We start from the raw sequence: 15,009 nt of genomic DNA on the forward strand, positions 1-15,009 counted from the left end.
GGCATGACCTCGCAACGTACCCGTGAACGGCTGATCCAGCGTCTGACCGAAGAGGGGGTATCCAACCCCAAGGTGCTCGACGTGATCCGCCGTACGCCGCGTCATCTGTTCGTCGATGAGGCGCTGGCGCACCGCGCCTACGAAGACACGGCGCTGCCGATCGGGCACAACCAGACCATCTCCCAGCCGTTCATGGTTGCGCACATGAGCGAGCTGCTGCTTGAGGCCGGCCCCTTGGACAAGGTGCTGGAAATCGGCACCGGCTCGGGTTACCAGACGGCTGTACTGGCGCAGTTGGTCGAGCGGGTGTTCTCGGTAGAGCGGATCAAGGTCCTGCAGGACCGAGCCAAGGAGCGCCTGCTCGAACTCAACCTGCGCAATGTAGTGTTCCGCTGGGGCGACGGCTGCGACGGTTGGCAGGCCCTGGCGCCCTACAACGGCATCATCGTCACGGCCGTGGCACCTGAGGTGCCGCAAGCGCTGCTCGATCAACTGGCGCCTGGCGGGCGCCTGGTGATCCCGGTTGGCCCGGCCGGCGAGCAACAGCAGCTGTTGATGATCGTCCGTGAAGAGCACGGCTTCTCTCGGCGAGTCATGGGTACGGTGCGTTTTGTACCGCTGCTCAACGGCCCGCTGGCCTGAGCCACAGGGAATATTTGCAGCTGCAACGAATTCCTCTGGCGCGCGCCTGTCTATGAGGCGGGCGAGTCCTGAAATAATCGGGCGCGTCCTAAAAGACTTTTGATGTTTTTCCTGCGCGCCCACACTTCAGTGGGCTCGGTTATAATTGCAACATTATTGCATTTTGTTTAGTCGGTTTTCGGCACCATGAGGGGAGCGCGGGTGGGTCACACAATCAGTCTGCAGCGCAAGGATCGGTCGTTTTTCAAGCTCCTGGTGGTGGCATTGGCCATGGGCACGCTGCTGACGGGCTGTTCCAGTACCGGCTCGAGCAGCGCCCGGGTGGTCGACCGCAACAACGCAGCGCCCAAGCGGCCGACCGTGACCACGGGTCAATACATCGTCAAGCCGGGCGACACAATGTTCTCGATTGCCTTCCGTTACGGCTGGGACTACAAGGAGCTGGCAGCGCGCAACAACATTCCGGCGCCTTACACCATTCGCCCTGGTCAGCCGATCCGCTTCAACAGTGGTTCGACCGGTAGTACCACCGTGGTTTCCAGCCCTTCTTCCTCGAGCAAGACCACAGTTACCCGGCGTCCGGTGGGTACACCTGTACCGTCCGTCAGTGGCGGCAAGGTGATAACAAGTGCCCCGTCGAGCACCACCACGACCGTCACCACAGTGCCCGCCGCAGAGCGCACGGCCGGCGGCTGGACATGGCCCGCCAACGGCGTATTAATTGGAAAATTTGCTTCAAACGGTAGTTTGAATAAAGGCATTGATATCGCCGGTGATTTGGGACAGCCTGTTTTTGCTGCGTCTGGTGGTGCAGTGGTATACGCCGGGAGTGGATTAAGGGGCTACGGCGAACTGATCATCATCAAACACAGCGATACCTACGTCAGTGCCTACGGTCACAACCGCAGGCTTTTGGTACGGGAAGGGCAGCAGGTCAAGGCAGGGCAGGCTATTGCTGAAATGGGGTCCACGGGCACTGACCGGGTGAAACTGCATTTTGAAATCCGCCGTCAGGGCAAACCCGTCGATCCGCTCCAGTTCTTGCCACGTCGTTGAATGTTGCACCCGGCCTGTTCCTTGGATGTAGAGGGGACAGGCTCCAGCGCTGCCACGGAATCAGGTGCCGCTAGAGTCTGAGTTCGAACTCAGCAAAGGACTATAACAATGGCTCTCAGCAAAGAAGTGCCGGAGTTTGACATCGACGATGACCTGCTCCTGATGGAGACCGGCATCGTTTTGGAAACGGATGTGGTGTCAGACGAACCTGCTGTATCTGCGGTTCGGACCAAGGCCAAATCGGCCTCATCGCTCAAACAGCACAAGTACATCGACTACACTCGGGCACTCGATGCGACTCAGCTGTACCTCAATGAGATCGGCTTCTCGCCGTTGCTCTCTCCTGAAGAAGAAGTGCACTTCGCACGGCTTTCGCAAAAGGGCGACCCTGCAGGTCGCAAGCGCATGATTGAAAGCAACCTGCGTCTGGTTGTGAAAATCGCCCGTCGCTACGTCAATCGCGGCCTGTCGCTGCTCGATTTGATCGAAGAAGGCAACCTTGGCCTGATTCGCGCGGTAGAGAAATTCGACCCAGAACGCGGCTTCCGCTTCTCAACCTATGCCACCTGGTGGATTCGTCAGACCATCGAACGCGCCATCATGAACCAGACGCGCACCATTCGCCTGCCGATCCATGTGGTTAAGGAACTCAACGTCTACCTGCGCGCGGCGCGTGAGCTGACGCAAAAGCTCGATCACGAGCCGTCCCCCGAAGAAATCGCCAACCTGCTCGAGAAGCCGGTTGCAGAGGTCAAGCGCATGCTTGGGCTCAACGAGCGGGTGTCTTCGGTCGACGTTTCCCTGGGGCCTGACTCTGACAAGACCCTGCTCGACACCCTAACCGATGATCGCCCGACCGACCCTTGCGAACTGCTGCAGGACGATGACCTGTCGCAGAGCATCGATCAGTGGCTGGGGGAGCTGACCGACAAGCAGCGTGAGGTGGTGGTACGCCGCTTTGGCCTGCGTGGTCACGAAAGCAGCACCCTTGAAGATGTCGGTCTGGAGATTGGCCTGACGCGTGAGCGGGTTCGGCAGATTCAGGTCGAGGGGCTCAAGCGGCTGCGCGAGATTCTCGAGAAGAACGGTCTGTCCAGCGAGTCACTGTTCCAGTAACGCTGACTGCCTCGAACAACGCCCCGATTTTTCGGGGCGTTTTTTTTTCGTCTGGAGAATGTTCAAGTTGCCACCCTTGTTGCAGCTAGCGTACGAGATTGCTTACGGCCTGCGTAGGAGATTGGCGTATGGGTAAGTAAATCATTGTCGTTTTCAGTCGTTATAAATTCGTAACTCGCTGATAAATAACGAATTATCTGGCATGTGGAAATGTGTCCGCTGTAACAATCAGAGAAATCTCGACGTTGTCTGTTCCGCTGAAATCGCTAGTATCTGAACTGTGCCAACGGACAGGCACAGGCTTTCAGGAAGAAAGCCAAGGACATCGCAGGACGCGATTCATCAGGATGATGTACAGGGACAAGCAGGGACTACGGAAAAAAATGTGGGCGGGTCATACCGCCCCTTTTTTTGTCTGCGATTTTAGCTCGCGATGGTCGCCGGGCACAAAAAAAGCGACCCGAGGGCCGCTTTGTTCGAACCAGATGCGCCAAGCGTATCAGCGTTCCAGATCAGCAATCTTGCCAGGCTTGCCATCCCACTCTTCAGCGTCGGCCATGGCATCTTTGCGCTCGGTGATGTTCGGCCAGATCTCCGCCAGCTCGGCGTTCAACTCGATGAAGTTCTCCATGCCGGCAGGCACTTCGTCTTCCGAGAAAATCGCCTGTGCCGGGCACTCTGGCTCGCACAGCGCGCAGTCGATGCACTCGTCCGGATGAATGACCAGGAAGTTCGGGCCTTCATAGAAGCAGTCCACCGGACACACTTCCACACAGTCGGTGTATTTGCACTTGATGCAGTTGTCGGTGACGACGAAGGTCATTCTAATTTTCTCCTCAGGCAACGGCTGCATGCCCTTCCTTGCAGGGCAGCACGGTTCACAGGTATGTGGCTGCAGGCCAGGCTAATAACCTGCAGCACCAGCAAACCGCGCGGGATTCTACCAGCTTGCGCAGGCAGCCGTTATAACAGGTTCTTCAGTTGATATAGCATTTCGATAGCTTGGCGCGGGGTCATGTCATCCAGGTCGAGCTTGCCCAACTTGTCGATGGCAGGATGCGGCAGGCTGGCAAACAGGTCGCTCTGGTGCGGGACATGCGGGTCATGCGCAGCTTTGCCTGGGCTGGCTGCAGCTTCGCCAGGCAGGCTGGCAGTTTCCAGTCGGCTCAGGTGCTCGCGTGCACGTTGAATCACCGGGCCGGGTACGCCGGCCAGTTGCGCGACCGCCAGGCCGTAACTCTGGCTGGCAGGGCCTGGCAGAACGTGGTGCAGGAAGACAATCCGTTCGTTGTGTTCGGTGGCGTTCAGATGCACGTTGGCCACCAGCGGCTGGCTCTCGGGCAGTACCGTCAATTCGAAATAATGCGTGGCGAACAGGGTATAGGCGCGCAGTTGCGCCAGACGCTCGGCGGCGGCCCAGGCCAGTGAAAGGCCGTCGAAGGTGCTGGTGCCACGGCCGACTTCATCCATCAGCACCAGGCTGCGGTCGGTCGCGTTATGCAGGATGTTAGCAGTCTCGCTCATCTCGACCATGAAGGTCGAACGGCCGCCGGCCAGGTCATCACTGGAGCCGATACGGGTGAAGATGCGGTCGACCAGCGACAGCTCGCAGCGCGCCGCCGGGACGAAACTGCCAATGTGCGCCATCAACACGATCAGTGCGGTCTGACGCATGTAGGTCGATTTACCGCCCATGTTCGGGCCGGTGATGATCAGCATGCGCGTGCTGTCATCCAGGCCTAGGTCGTTGGCCACGAACGGTGTGGTCAGCACCTGCTCGACCACTGGGTGGCGGCCTTGCTCGATACGCAGGCAGGGCTCGTCGACAAAGCTTGGGCAGTTCAGGTCGAGGGTCAGAGCGCGCTCGGCGAGGTTGCTCAGCACGTCCAGCTCGGCCAGTGCTGCGGCACTGTCCTGCAGCGGCGCGAGGTGGCCGATCAAGTTTTCCAACAGCGCATCGTAGAGCATCTTCTCGCGCGCCAGGGCTCGGCTCTTGGCTGACAGCGCCTTGTCTTCGAAGGCTTTCAGCTCCGGCGTGATGAAGCGCTCGGCGCCCTTGAGGGTCTGCCGGCGGATGTAGTCGGCAGGGGCTTGCTCGGCCTGCTTGCTGGGCAGTTCGATGAAGTAGCCATGCACACGGTTGTAGCCCACCTTGAGGTTGGGCAGGCCGGTGCGGGCTTTTTCCCGAACTTCGAGGTCGATCAGGAACTGGCCGGCGTTTTCGCTCATGGCCAGCAACTCGTCGAGCTCGCTGTCGTAGCCGGTCTTGAGGACACCACCGTCGCGGATTACCGCCGGCGGGTTGTCGATGATGGCTCGCTCGAGCAGGCTGGCCAGCTCCGGGTAAGTGCCGGTGATGGCCGCCAGGCGGGCCAGGTGCGGCGCCTCCAGGTCAGCCATGGCATTTTGCAGCTCGGGCAGGGCGGCGAGGGCGTCGCGCAGCCGCGCCAGGTCGCGCGGTCGCGCGTTACGCAGGCCGATCCGGGCAAGGATCCGTTCCAGGTCGCCAATCTCTTTGAGTTGCGGCTGCAGCTTTTCATAGCGATAGCCGTCGAGTAGGCAACGGATCGATTCCTGACGTGCTTGCAGCACCTTCTGGTCGCGCAGCGGACGGTTCAGCCAACGGCTCAGCAGGCGGCTGGCCATGGCCGTCTGGCAACGGTCGATGACCGATTGCAGGGTGTTGTCGCGGCCACCGGCCAGGTTGATGTCCAGCTCCAGATTGCGTCGGCTGGCACCATCGAGGATGACCGTGTCGTCCATGCGCTCGTGGCGCAGGCTGCGCAAGTGCGGCAGGGTGGTGCGCTGGGTTTCCTTGGCGTAGGTCAGCAGGCAGCCTGCGGCGCCGATGGCCAGGGTCAGCTTGTCGCAGCCAAAGCCCTTGAGGTCCTTGGTCGCGAACTGCTGGCACAGGCTCTTGCGCGCCGAATCGCGGTCGAAGTCCCACGGCGCACGGCGCCGGCAACCACGGCGCTTCTCGGCCGGCAGGTCGCGTGGCCAGTCATCCGGGATCAGCAGCTCGACCGGGTTGATCCGCTCAAGCTCGGCCAGCAGGTTTTCCCAGCCTTTGATTTCCTGCACGCTGAAGTTGCCGCTGGTGATGTCCAGCACAGCCAGGCCGAACAGCCGCTCATCACCGAGCACGGCGGCAATCAGGTTGTCGCGGCGCTCATCGAGCAGCGCCTCGTCGCTCACCGTTCCAGGGGTGATGATACGCACCACCTGACGCTCGACCGGACCCTTGCTGGTCGCCGGGTCGCCGATCTGCTCGCAGATCACCACCGACTCACCGAGCTTGACCAGCTTGGCCAGGTAGCCCTCTGCCGAGTGGAACGGTATCCCGCACATCGGGATCGACTGGCCGGCCGACTGGCCGCGCGCGGTCAGGGTGATGTCCAGCAGCTTGGCGGCTTTCTTCGCGTCTTCGTAGAAGATCTCGTAGAAATCGCCCATGCGGTAGAACATCAACTGGTCCGGGTGCTGATTTTTCAGCCGCCAGTACTGTTGCATCATTGGAGTGTGCGCGGAGAGGTCAGACATTCGGGGCCTTACAGCGTGATTCGGTGGGCGATTTTGAAACCGGCAATGTTACAGGCTTTTGCCCGGCGATGCAGGGACGATACGCCAATGGATTGCCGCGCTCTGCTGAGGCGCGGGCTTGTCTGTGCGCTTTCGCATCAATTGCATTTGCGCACAACTCGTTGCATTATGCGTCTTATGCAAAAACGCAACGTAGCCTCCGTACTCAAGACCTTGCTCGACCGCCACGGCCTGTCTCCGACGGAGCTGCACCGGCGCACGGGCGTTCCCCAATCCACGCTTTCGCGGATTCTCAGCGAAAAGATCGTTGATCCGTCGGACAAACACGTCTCCAAAATCGCCGAGTATTTCGGCGTCAGCACCGACCAGTTACGTGGCCGCGCCGAACTCGGCGAGTCGCGTGAAGCGGCGCAGCCAGCTCATGGTCATGCCGACATGAGCGATATCAGCCTGTGGGACGACGAAACCCCCGTCGAGGACGACGAGGTCAGCGTGCCCTTTCTTCGCGAGGTCGAGTTGGCAGCAGGATCAGGAAGATTCGTCATCGAAGAGAGCGAGCGTGCGCGGCTGCGTTTCGGCAAGCGCAGCCTGCGCCACAATGGCGTCCAGTTCGACAACGCCAAGTGCGTGACCGTGCGCGGCAACAGCATGCTGCCGGTGCTGCGCGATGGCGCCACGGTAGGGGTCAATACCGGTAAATGTGCGATCGGCGATATCGTCGACGGCGACCTCTATGCCATCAATCACAACGGCCAGTTGCGTGTGAAGCAGGTGTATCGCCTGCCAACCGGCATCCGCCTGCGCAGCTTCAACCGCGATGAGCACCCCGACGAGGATTACACTTTCCAGCAGATGCAGGATGAGCAGATCAGCCTGCTGGGCCACGTCTTCTGGTGGGGGATGTACGCCCGCTGAGTGAACATCGTCAGATCAAACCCGCTTCGGCGGGTTTTTTTTCGCCTGCAGAAAAGTCCTACAACCAGCGTCATGCATGGCCTTCATGCATATCAGCAAATCCTCATGGGAAAATCTATGAATAAATGCATTGACTGCATATGCATATGCGCATAACGTGTTTCTCAAGCCGGGCAGAAACCGGTTGTTGCAAAGGCAGCGATGAACAGGCCTCAACTGTTCAGAGGGTTGGCAACTGGCCCGGGTGTGCAGCGTAAAGCACCACGAACAGTTTTCCGGCGGGCAGGCGGCCGCGGTCGGAGTTAACAGTTTTGGACATGACCGCAGGTGTCACCAGCAGTGGCCTGCGGTTGACCACGCATTACTGAAAAGCCGGCGATGGCGGTCGAATAGATCGGTTATTGCCGTATGTACAGTGAGAAACGAGAGGGTTACTCCGAAGGGTGCGGACATCCCAGAGTAGTTGCCTGATCGCAGACTTTACCTGCAAGCCAGTGGGCCCTGACTGCTCGCGCAAGTGAGTGGGAGGGGGTGAGCAGGAACTCAATGGTTTTGCCGGCGTTAAAGGACTTGCGCTGCGGTAAATGCTGCAGAAGTCTTACCCCGTGAAGGCGCGCTCACTTGAGTTCCAGACAAAGCGTTCCCGCTGGGGGATTCTGAATTATGTAAAGGCTACGAGCCTTGAGTCATCGCCATTGAGCGGTTCAGTTCGGCATGCGCCGCATCAGTAAACCTCGTTCATTATCGATACCGAGTTATGCATATGAAATATTTGAAGACTACAATCCTTTCTGCTGCCTTGGCGGCCTCCGCTGTATCCTCCTCCGTTTGGGCAGCGACTGCTCAATCGTGGAATCTGGCGCGTGATATGTATCTGATGACTGAAGGTGCGCCCGCTGGCTCACCATGGTCGTTCATGCAGAATAAAGGGGCTTCGAACGTTCCAACGAGCTACACGCTGCTGCCAACGTTCGATGCCACCACTTGTAGCGATACTCCGATGACCTGTTGGCGTGAGGCGGCCAGCCGAGCTTACGTAGCAGTAGTGAAGCAGACCTACACTTTCACAGGTTCTGGCGGAAGTTTCGTGTTCAAGCAGGGTGACGTGGTTACCCACCCCGGCATTAACAGCCAGAGCATTATTCGCTGGACCAGTCCGGTGAGCGGAAATATCAATGTTTTAGGTAGTGTCAACGATCTACATGGTTCTTGTGGTGATGGCATTGCCTGGTCGCTAAATCTAGGAGACACCATTCTGCAGTCCGGTAATCTTGCCAATCGCGGCAGTTCCACTTTCAAGGCAAATGATGTAGCCGTAACCGACGGTGCTGCCCTCTATCTGGTAATCGACAAGAAGAGCAACTATTCCTGCGATGCCACCAGCCTAGATCTGATGATCACTAACTGACCCAATTGCCCATAGCTGGTTTAGGGGATACCCGTAACCACCTACAGTTTGGATGTAGAAGGCTACTGCTGGGACCGAAAAGTTCTGGTCCAAACAGCCAGAAATCTGTGCTTAAGCGCCTCAACTTCTCCATAACGGCATCTGGCAGTAACTAGGGCCGACACTCGACGTTGTAGTCCTGCACATATCTTTAGATCTCCCATGCACCAAAATCGCAGAGTGACATTGGCCCTTTCGAACTTGCCCAAGTTCATGTGCCGTCTATCTCTATCGCTCCAACCCACGTTGGCAAAGTCGGTGTTGTACGGCGAGATGGCTTGCTGGTTGGCATGGAAATGGCCTGGCTGTTTCTATCGATTTACTCTGTTACCAGCAGCAACCCTTAGCTTCGGTATTCACCACAGTGCTATTCACACAAGTATCTGAACGCAAGTCGCGCTAACTAGAGAATCCGTTATCAGCCTTCCTGGTATCGGGGTTTGTTGTGCACATTTAAACAATGCCGATGAAGGCAGCAGTCGGCATTGGCTAACGCCGCCTCGCCAGAACCTGTGCAACTACTCGTCTTGGCAGCGATCAGTCCCCTGTCAGCAACGGGCGGGAAGTGGGCTGCGCTACGCGCAGGTATCGGAGCGACGTTTCTGGATTACCGGCTAAAGCGTGATGGCCTCAGGGCATAGAAGATTTCTCAAACCCGGTATCCGGCGGATCGTAAGGCTGATCCGTCAACTGAAAAGCAACACGCGATGGCGGGCTTTTTGGAATGCCGAGTTGAAGCGTAAACCGACCTGTCGACAGTCGTCGGCGGGCATCACACAGGAGACAGGACAGTGACGAACGAGCAACAAGCGTTACTGGAAATGCCGCTCTGGCTGGTAATCGTCCTGGCGTTGCTGGGCGGTGTTTCCGGCGAAATGTGGCGGGCCGACAAGGCTGGAGCAAAAGGCTGGTCGCTGATGCGCCGGCTGGCGCTGCGTTCCGGGGCATGCATGATCTGTGGCGTGTCGACGGTGATGCTGCTGTACGCCAGCGGCATGTCGATCTGGAGCGCCAGCGCCTTTGGCTGCCTGACGGCGATGGCGGGAGCCGATGTTGCCATCGGCCTTTATGAACGCTGGGCAGCCAAGCGGCTTGGGCTGCGCGACGGCGTGCGGGCAGATGTGCGAGAGGAGCCCTGAGCATGAGCGAACTGACAACATTACATGCGGCAGTGACCGCAACCATCCGTGAGGCGATCCCGGAACTTGCGTCAGTCGATGCATATTCATCTGTAGGCAATAACACGGCATTACCCGCACTGCGCCATGGCGTGGTGCGCATGACGGCCGACCCAGCCCCTCGCGATGGGCGCTCGGTGCTGCTTGCCAGTTTCGAAGCGGACATTACCGCCGCGGATAGCGCCCAGGCCGAGGCGCGTCTGCAGGGCAGCCTGCTGGCTGCGCAATTGATCGACGTGCTGCGCCAGCAGTTCTGGGAGCTGGATTTCGTCGAAGCGAGCCGTAATGTCGAGGCGCAGTTTGATGGCAGTGGCTGGACGGTGCGCTGGGACCAGCCGGTGCTGCTTGGCGAGCCACGCTGGGACTGGCCCGACCAGCCGCCTGGGCAGTTGATGCTGGGGATCAGCCCGGAAACCGGCCCAGGCAACGAGGGCAATTACTTCCCGCCGCAGGATCTGTCATGAGTTATTCAAGTTCAATGCACGACCGTATGTTGGCCTGCCTGGTCATCCCTTGCCGCGTCGTGGCGGTGGATCCTGCCGCAGCTCGAGTGCGGGTCTCGGATGGCAGCGGCTGGAGCAGCGCCTGGGTGCGCTGGCATGCATTGGCCGCAGGCCAGGCCCGTCACTGGCGCGCGCCGAGCATCGACGAGCAGGGCGTGCTGTTGAGTCCCAGCGGCGAGCCGGCCCAGGGCACCTTCTTCCCTGGGCTGTATGGCAACGCGGGAAGCCCGCCAGATAACCGCGATCACCTCGAGGTGTGGCATTTCGCCGACGGCGGCTCACTGGCCTACGACTGGCAAGCGCGGCGCTACGACATCCACTTGCCGACCGGCAACGCCAGCATCCGGGTCGGGGCCAGCTCGCTGCAGGTCAGCGATGGCGCCATCAGCCTTGACGCAGCGGCGATAACCCTCACCGGTAGCGTCTCGATCAAGGGCCCGCTGGTGGTCAGCGGTGATATCCATGGCGGTGGCCAGATCATCGACACGGCCGGCAACACGGCCAATCACAAACATTAACAGACCCGCCGATGCGGGTTTTTTTCTGCCAGGAGACTGCTATGCAAACCTGCCCATGGGGCTCGGCCATCGCTGTCCGGCCCTCGCCTGGAGGTGCGCCATGATCGGTATGGACCGGCGCACCGGCCAGCCGTTGGCCGGCATCGCCCACCTGCGTCAATCGATTGAAGACATCCTTTCTACCCCCCTCGGCAGCCGTCGTATGCGCCCGGAATACGGCAGCCAACTGCGCCGCTACGTCGACCTGCCTGTCAACGAAGGTTGGAAAAGCGCCGTCCAGGCTGAAGTCGCCCGTGCTCTGGGACGTTGGGAACCGCGTTTGCAATTGGAGCGAGTCAAGGTGATTGCGGTGATCGGAGGTCAGGTCAGCATGAGTTTGCGGGGCCGCTATCTGGGGGCTGACGCCATGCTCGAGGTGCAGGTATGAGTCAAGTCGACCTGGCCCAATTGCCGGCCCCTCAACTGCTCGAAGACCTCGACTACGAGGCCCTGTACCAGGCTGATCTGCAGACCTTTCGTGCGCATCTGGGGGACGCTTGGACCGCACAGCTGGAAAGCGACCCGGTCTGCAAGCTGCTGGAAGTCGGGGCCTACCGCAAGTTGCTCAACCGGGCACGCATCAATGACGCGGCCAAGGCACTGCTGTTGGCTTACGCCCAAGGCAGCGACCTCGACCAGTTAGCGGCCAATGTCAGCCTGCAGCGTTTGCTGATCCAGGCTGAAGACCGGACTCAGGTACCGCCGCTCGAGGCACTGTTCGAATCTGACGCGGCGCTGCGTGAGCGGGTGCAGTTGGTCTACGAGGGGCTCACCACTGCCGGGCCGCGCAACAGTTACATCCTGCACGCTCGCAACGCCTCGGGCCTGGTCGCTGACGCAACCGCCGAGAGCCCGTCGCCTGCCGTCGTCGATGTCACTGTGTTGAGCCTGGAAGGCAACGGCGTGGCAGATGCGCAGTTGCTGGCCCAGGTCGCCGCTTACCTCAACGACGATGACATTCGCCCGGTAGCCGACCGCGTCACCGTGCGTAGCGCCGAGGTCTTGTCGTACCGCATTGATGCCACCCTTTACATCGCTGACAGCGGCCCTGAGTCGGAGGCGGTGCTCGCCGAGTGTCGTCGTCGCCTGCAAGCCTGGATCAACCCGCGCCGGCGCCTGGGCGTCGAAGTTGCACGCTCCGGGATCGATGCACAGCTGCACATCGGCGGGGTCAGTCGGGTCGAACTCAGCGGCTGGGCCGACATTCGTCCGAGCAAGTCCCAGGCGGCGTGGTGCACGGGCTTCGATCTGAAGCGAGGCGGCTGATATGGACAGCCTGCTGCCGCTCAACCGCACCGCGCTGGAATGTGCCATCGAAGCCGCAGGCGATGAAGACCTCAAGGTCGACTTGCGCCTGCTCTACAGCCCTGAAAATTGCCCGCCGCACTTGCTCTATCAACTCGCCTGGGCCTGGTCGGTCGACCGCTGGGACGACAGTTGGAGCGACGCGATCAAACGCTCGGTGATTCGCTCCTCGTTCTTCGTACATGCCCACAAAGGCACCCTTGGCGCGCTGCGGCGGGTGGTCGAGCCGTTTGGCTACCTGATCGAAGTGGAGGAGTGGTGGCAGGCCAAGCTGGCTGCTGTGCCGGGAACCTTTGCTTTGAAGATCGGCGTTTCTGATGCGGGCATCAGTGAGCAGACATATGCCGAGTTGTCGGCGCTGATCGATGACGCCAAGCCGCTCAGCCGCCACCTCACGGGGCTGGTGATAAGTCTGGAAAGCCGTGGCGCACTGCATCTGGGCTGCGCGATTCAGGACGGTGACGAGCTGGATATCTATCCGCTTGCGTCATCGGTCATTGCGGTCACAGGCGCCATTGGTCGCGGCGGTCGCGAACATTCAATTGATATCTTGGACATTGCACATGGTTGATCAGAATTCACAGTTCTACGCCATCCTCACTAACGTGGGTGCGGCGAAACAGGCCAATGCCGATGCATTGGGCATCGCTTGGAAGATTACGCAGATGGGGTTGGGAGATGCCAACGGCAGCGACCCGACTCCAAATGCCACTCAGGTCAGCCTGATCAACGAGTGGCGACGTGCGCCGTTGAATCAACTCAAGGTGGATGACAAGAACAGTGCTGTCATCGTTGCCGAACAGGTGATTCCTGCCGAGGTGGGTGGGCGCTGGATTCGCGAGATTGCGCTGTACGATGCGGACGGCGATATGGTCGCCGTGGCCAATTGTGCACCGACCTACAAGCCGCTCCTCAGCCAAGGCTCGGGACGTATCCAAGTGGTGCGGATGAACCTGGTGGTGAGTAGTGCCAGTAACGTCCAGTTGAAGATCGATCCTAGCGTGGTACTTGCCACTCGTGAGTGGGTCACCGAGGAGTTGGCGAGGCAGGATTTCAAGCATTCGGTGGTAACGGCCACCACGTCAAACATCGTCCTTGGCGGCTTGCAGACGGTCGACGGGGTGGCGTTGCTGCCCGGCAACCGAGTGCTCGTCAAGAATCAGACCGTGGCGAAGGACAACGGGCTGTATAGCGTGGCTGCCGGGGCCTGGACCCGAACTGCAGACGCGGACACCAGCGCCAAGGTGACGCCGGGCCTTTTGGTGCATGTTGAGAAAGGGACACTTAACAGCGACAGCATCTGGCAGTTGGTCACTGATGCGCTGATTTCCCTCGGCGTTTCGGGCTTGAGCTTCGAGATGGTGTTTGGCCGCACCGGCGTGGCTGCCGGTACTTACCGCAGCGTCACGGTCGACAAGAACGGTCACGTCACGGCGGCCACCACCCCGACCACGGTCGCCGGCTATGGTCTTACGGACGTGTACACCAAAGCTGAGGTCACTGCCGCGCTCGCGCTCAAGGCTGGGCTGGACAGCCCGCTCTTCACCGGAAACCCACGGGTGCCCACAGTTGCGCCTGAGTCCAATGACTACAGTTCGGTTAACACTTATTGGGCGCGCCGTATGGTGGCGCAATTCAACGCCCAATATGGTCTCGGCCATACCACCAGCGGCGCCATACCTGCGACTAAAGAGGAATTAAACAGCCTGCCGTCTGGCAACTACTACTATCCCTCAGTGATATCGCCATACCCGCTGCTCGTATTCGTACAGCGTATGGCGTATGCCACTAATCGTGGGTTCGAGATTGCCAACTATCCCTACCAAAAGCGGATTTTAGGGAGGGTAAGTAACAACGATGGCACCTGGCAGGAGCCGTTCGAGCTGGCGAATCTGGAAAGCCCTGGGTTTACAGGTATCCCGACAGGGCCAACTGCAGCCAAGGGTTCAAACACGCTGCAGATCGCCAACACCGCATTCGTCCAAACTGCTATTGCCGCTGTAGTCGATTCAGCACCGGGTGCGCTCGACACGCTAAAGAAACTAGCCGCGTCGTTGGCCAATGATCCCAACTTTGCCACCACGACGACAAGCGCACTGGCAGGCAAAGCAAACAAAAGCACCACGTTGGCAGGCTACGGCATCTCCGATGCGTTGGTGGTCAAGAACGATTACACAAGCAGGCAGCAGCCGCAATTGGCGTCACCTACCGCAGGGATAGGCTCGTTGGATGTGGGCCTTGTGATGCGCGAGGCTCAGGAGGTAGGTGCGGCCCAGATTACCGATGAGTACGCGCCGGGGATCGGGTTCTTCTGGGCCGCTCGCAAGGCGGGTCGATTGATCATGGACGCTGCCGGAGTCTTGAAGTGGAGCGGCAACCCGCTACTGACAGGAACGATTGCCACTCAAGCCGAGGTCAACCAAGGGGCTACTGAAATCGCGGTGGTGACGCCCAAGCGCATGCGTTTTGGCTTTGCCGCGAGCATGACGTCAAACGGTTACCTGATTTTGCCAACTTGGCTAGGTGGTATTGTTTTTCAATGGGGCACGGTGCCATCTTCTGCTGTTGCGGGTACTCAGAAAAACTTCGTGATCCCGTTTCCCACCAAGTGCCTAAGCATGGTGGGTTCGCCTTGGGGCAATCTTTCGTCAGCCTTTGAGGCAGCAGAGTTTTGGGCAGCCACTGAATCAACGTTCTTCAGCGCCAACTCGGCGGCCCAAACTAACTCCTACTTTGCAATCGGATATTGA

14 protein-coding genes are annotated in these 15,009 nt (G+C 59.6%); 12 read left to right on the top strand and 2 right to left on the bottom strand.

The features are described from left to right. Positions 1-3: 3 nt before the first annotated feature. From ACQZ2L_RS04425 to rpoS, 3 genes are all read left to right on the top strand, one after another. On the top strand, positions 4-642 hold the full coding sequence (locus tag ACQZ2L_RS04425) for a protein-L-isoaspartate(D-aspartate) O-methyltransferase (protein ID WP_178080818.1): 639 nt from the start codon (positions 4-6) through the stop codon (positions 640-642). Between the two features lie 201 nt (positions 643-843). Then, positions 844-1,698, top strand: coding sequence for a peptidoglycan DD-metalloendopeptidase family protein (locus tag ACQZ2L_RS04430; protein WP_103436343.1), 855 nt, complete (start codon positions 844-846; stop codon positions 1,696-1,698). Between the two features lie 108 nt (positions 1,699-1,806). After that, positions 1,807-2,814, top strand: coding sequence for an RNA polymerase sigma factor RpoS (gene rpoS / locus ACQZ2L_RS04435; RefSeq protein WP_101317301.1), 1,008 nt, complete (start codon positions 1,807-1,809; stop codon positions 2,812-2,814). A gap of 499 nt (positions 2,815-3,313) precedes the next feature. Here rpoS and fdxA read toward each other — a convergent pair whose 3' ends face one another. Continuing rightward, on the bottom strand, positions 3,314-3,637 hold the full coding sequence (gene fdxA, locus ACQZ2L_RS04440; protein WP_101317303.1) for a ferredoxin FdxA: 324 nt from the start codon (positions 3,635-3,637) through the stop codon (positions 3,314-3,316). Positions 3,638-3,777: 140 nt separating this feature from the next. Further along, positions 3,778-6,354, bottom strand: coding sequence for a DNA mismatch repair protein MutS (gene mutS / locus ACQZ2L_RS04445; RefSeq protein WP_430324823.1), 2,577 nt, complete (start codon positions 6,352-6,354; stop codon positions 3,778-3,780). Between the two features lie 177 nt (positions 6,355-6,531). Between mutS and ACQZ2L_RS04450 the strand changes: the two genes are divergently transcribed. The 9 genes from ACQZ2L_RS04450 to ACQZ2L_RS04490 all read left to right on the top strand — a co-directional run bounded on the left by ACQZ2L_RS04450 (position 6,532) and on the right by ACQZ2L_RS04490 (position 15,009). Next, positions 6,532-7,269 carry a LexA family transcriptional regulator gene (locus ACQZ2L_RS04450; RefSeq protein ID WP_430324824.1) on the top strand — a complete coding sequence of 246 codons (738 nt, stop codon included), beginning with the start codon at positions 6,532-6,534 and terminating at the stop codon, positions 7,267-7,269. A gap of 763 nt (positions 7,270-8,032) precedes the next feature. Beyond that, positions 8,033-8,677, top strand: coding sequence for a hypothetical protein (locus ACQZ2L_RS04455; RefSeq protein ID WP_430324825.1), 645 nt, complete (start codon positions 8,033-8,035; stop codon positions 8,675-8,677). 830 nt (positions 8,678-9,507) lie between these two features. Then, complete coding sequence (locus ACQZ2L_RS04460) at positions 9,508-9,855, top strand: phage holin family protein (protein ID WP_430324826.1); 348 nt, start codon at positions 9,508-9,510, stop codon at positions 9,853-9,855. 2 nt (positions 9,856-9,857) lie between these two features. Further along, positions 9,858-10,358 carry a hypothetical protein gene (locus ACQZ2L_RS04465; RefSeq protein ID WP_430324827.1) on the top strand — a complete coding sequence of 167 codons (501 nt, stop codon included), beginning with the start codon at positions 9,858-9,860 and terminating at the stop codon, positions 10,356-10,358. Continuing rightward, positions 10,355-10,915 carry a phage baseplate assembly protein V gene (locus tag ACQZ2L_RS04470; RefSeq protein ID WP_430324828.1) on the top strand — a complete coding sequence of 187 codons (561 nt, stop codon included), beginning with the start codon at positions 10,355-10,357 and terminating at the stop codon, positions 10,913-10,915. Before ACQZ2L_RS04465 ends, ACQZ2L_RS04470 begins: the two co-directional genes overlap by 4 nt. A gap of 100 nt (positions 10,916-11,015) precedes the next feature. Then, positions 11,016-11,342: a GPW/gp25 family protein gene (locus tag ACQZ2L_RS04475; protein ID WP_430324829.1), complete on the top strand. Its 327-nt coding sequence runs from the start codon at positions 11,016-11,018 to the stop codon at positions 11,340-11,342. Continuing rightward, positions 11,339-12,220: a baseplate assembly protein gene (locus ACQZ2L_RS04480; protein ID WP_430324830.1), complete on the top strand. Its 882-nt coding sequence runs from the start codon at positions 11,339-11,341 to the stop codon at positions 12,218-12,220. The genes ACQZ2L_RS04475 and ACQZ2L_RS04480 overlap by 4 nt, the downstream gene beginning before the upstream one ends. Before the next feature lies 1 nt (position 12,221). Beyond that, the gene (locus tag ACQZ2L_RS04485) at positions 12,222-12,830 is read left to right on the top strand and encodes a phage tail protein I (RefSeq protein WP_430324831.1); all 609 of its coding nucleotides are present in this window, start codon (positions 12,222-12,224) and stop codon (positions 12,828-12,830) included. Further along, positions 12,823-15,009, top strand: coding sequence for a phage tail protein (locus ACQZ2L_RS04490; RefSeq protein ID WP_430324832.1), 2,187 nt, complete (start codon positions 12,823-12,825; stop codon positions 15,007-15,009). Before ACQZ2L_RS04485 ends, ACQZ2L_RS04490 begins: the two co-directional genes overlap by 8 nt.

The organism is Pseudomonas shirazensis, from assembly GCF_050496565.1.
Classification (GTDB): Bacteria; Pseudomonadota; Gammaproteobacteria; order Pseudomonadales; family Pseudomonadaceae; genus Aquipseudomonas; species Aquipseudomonas shirazensis_A.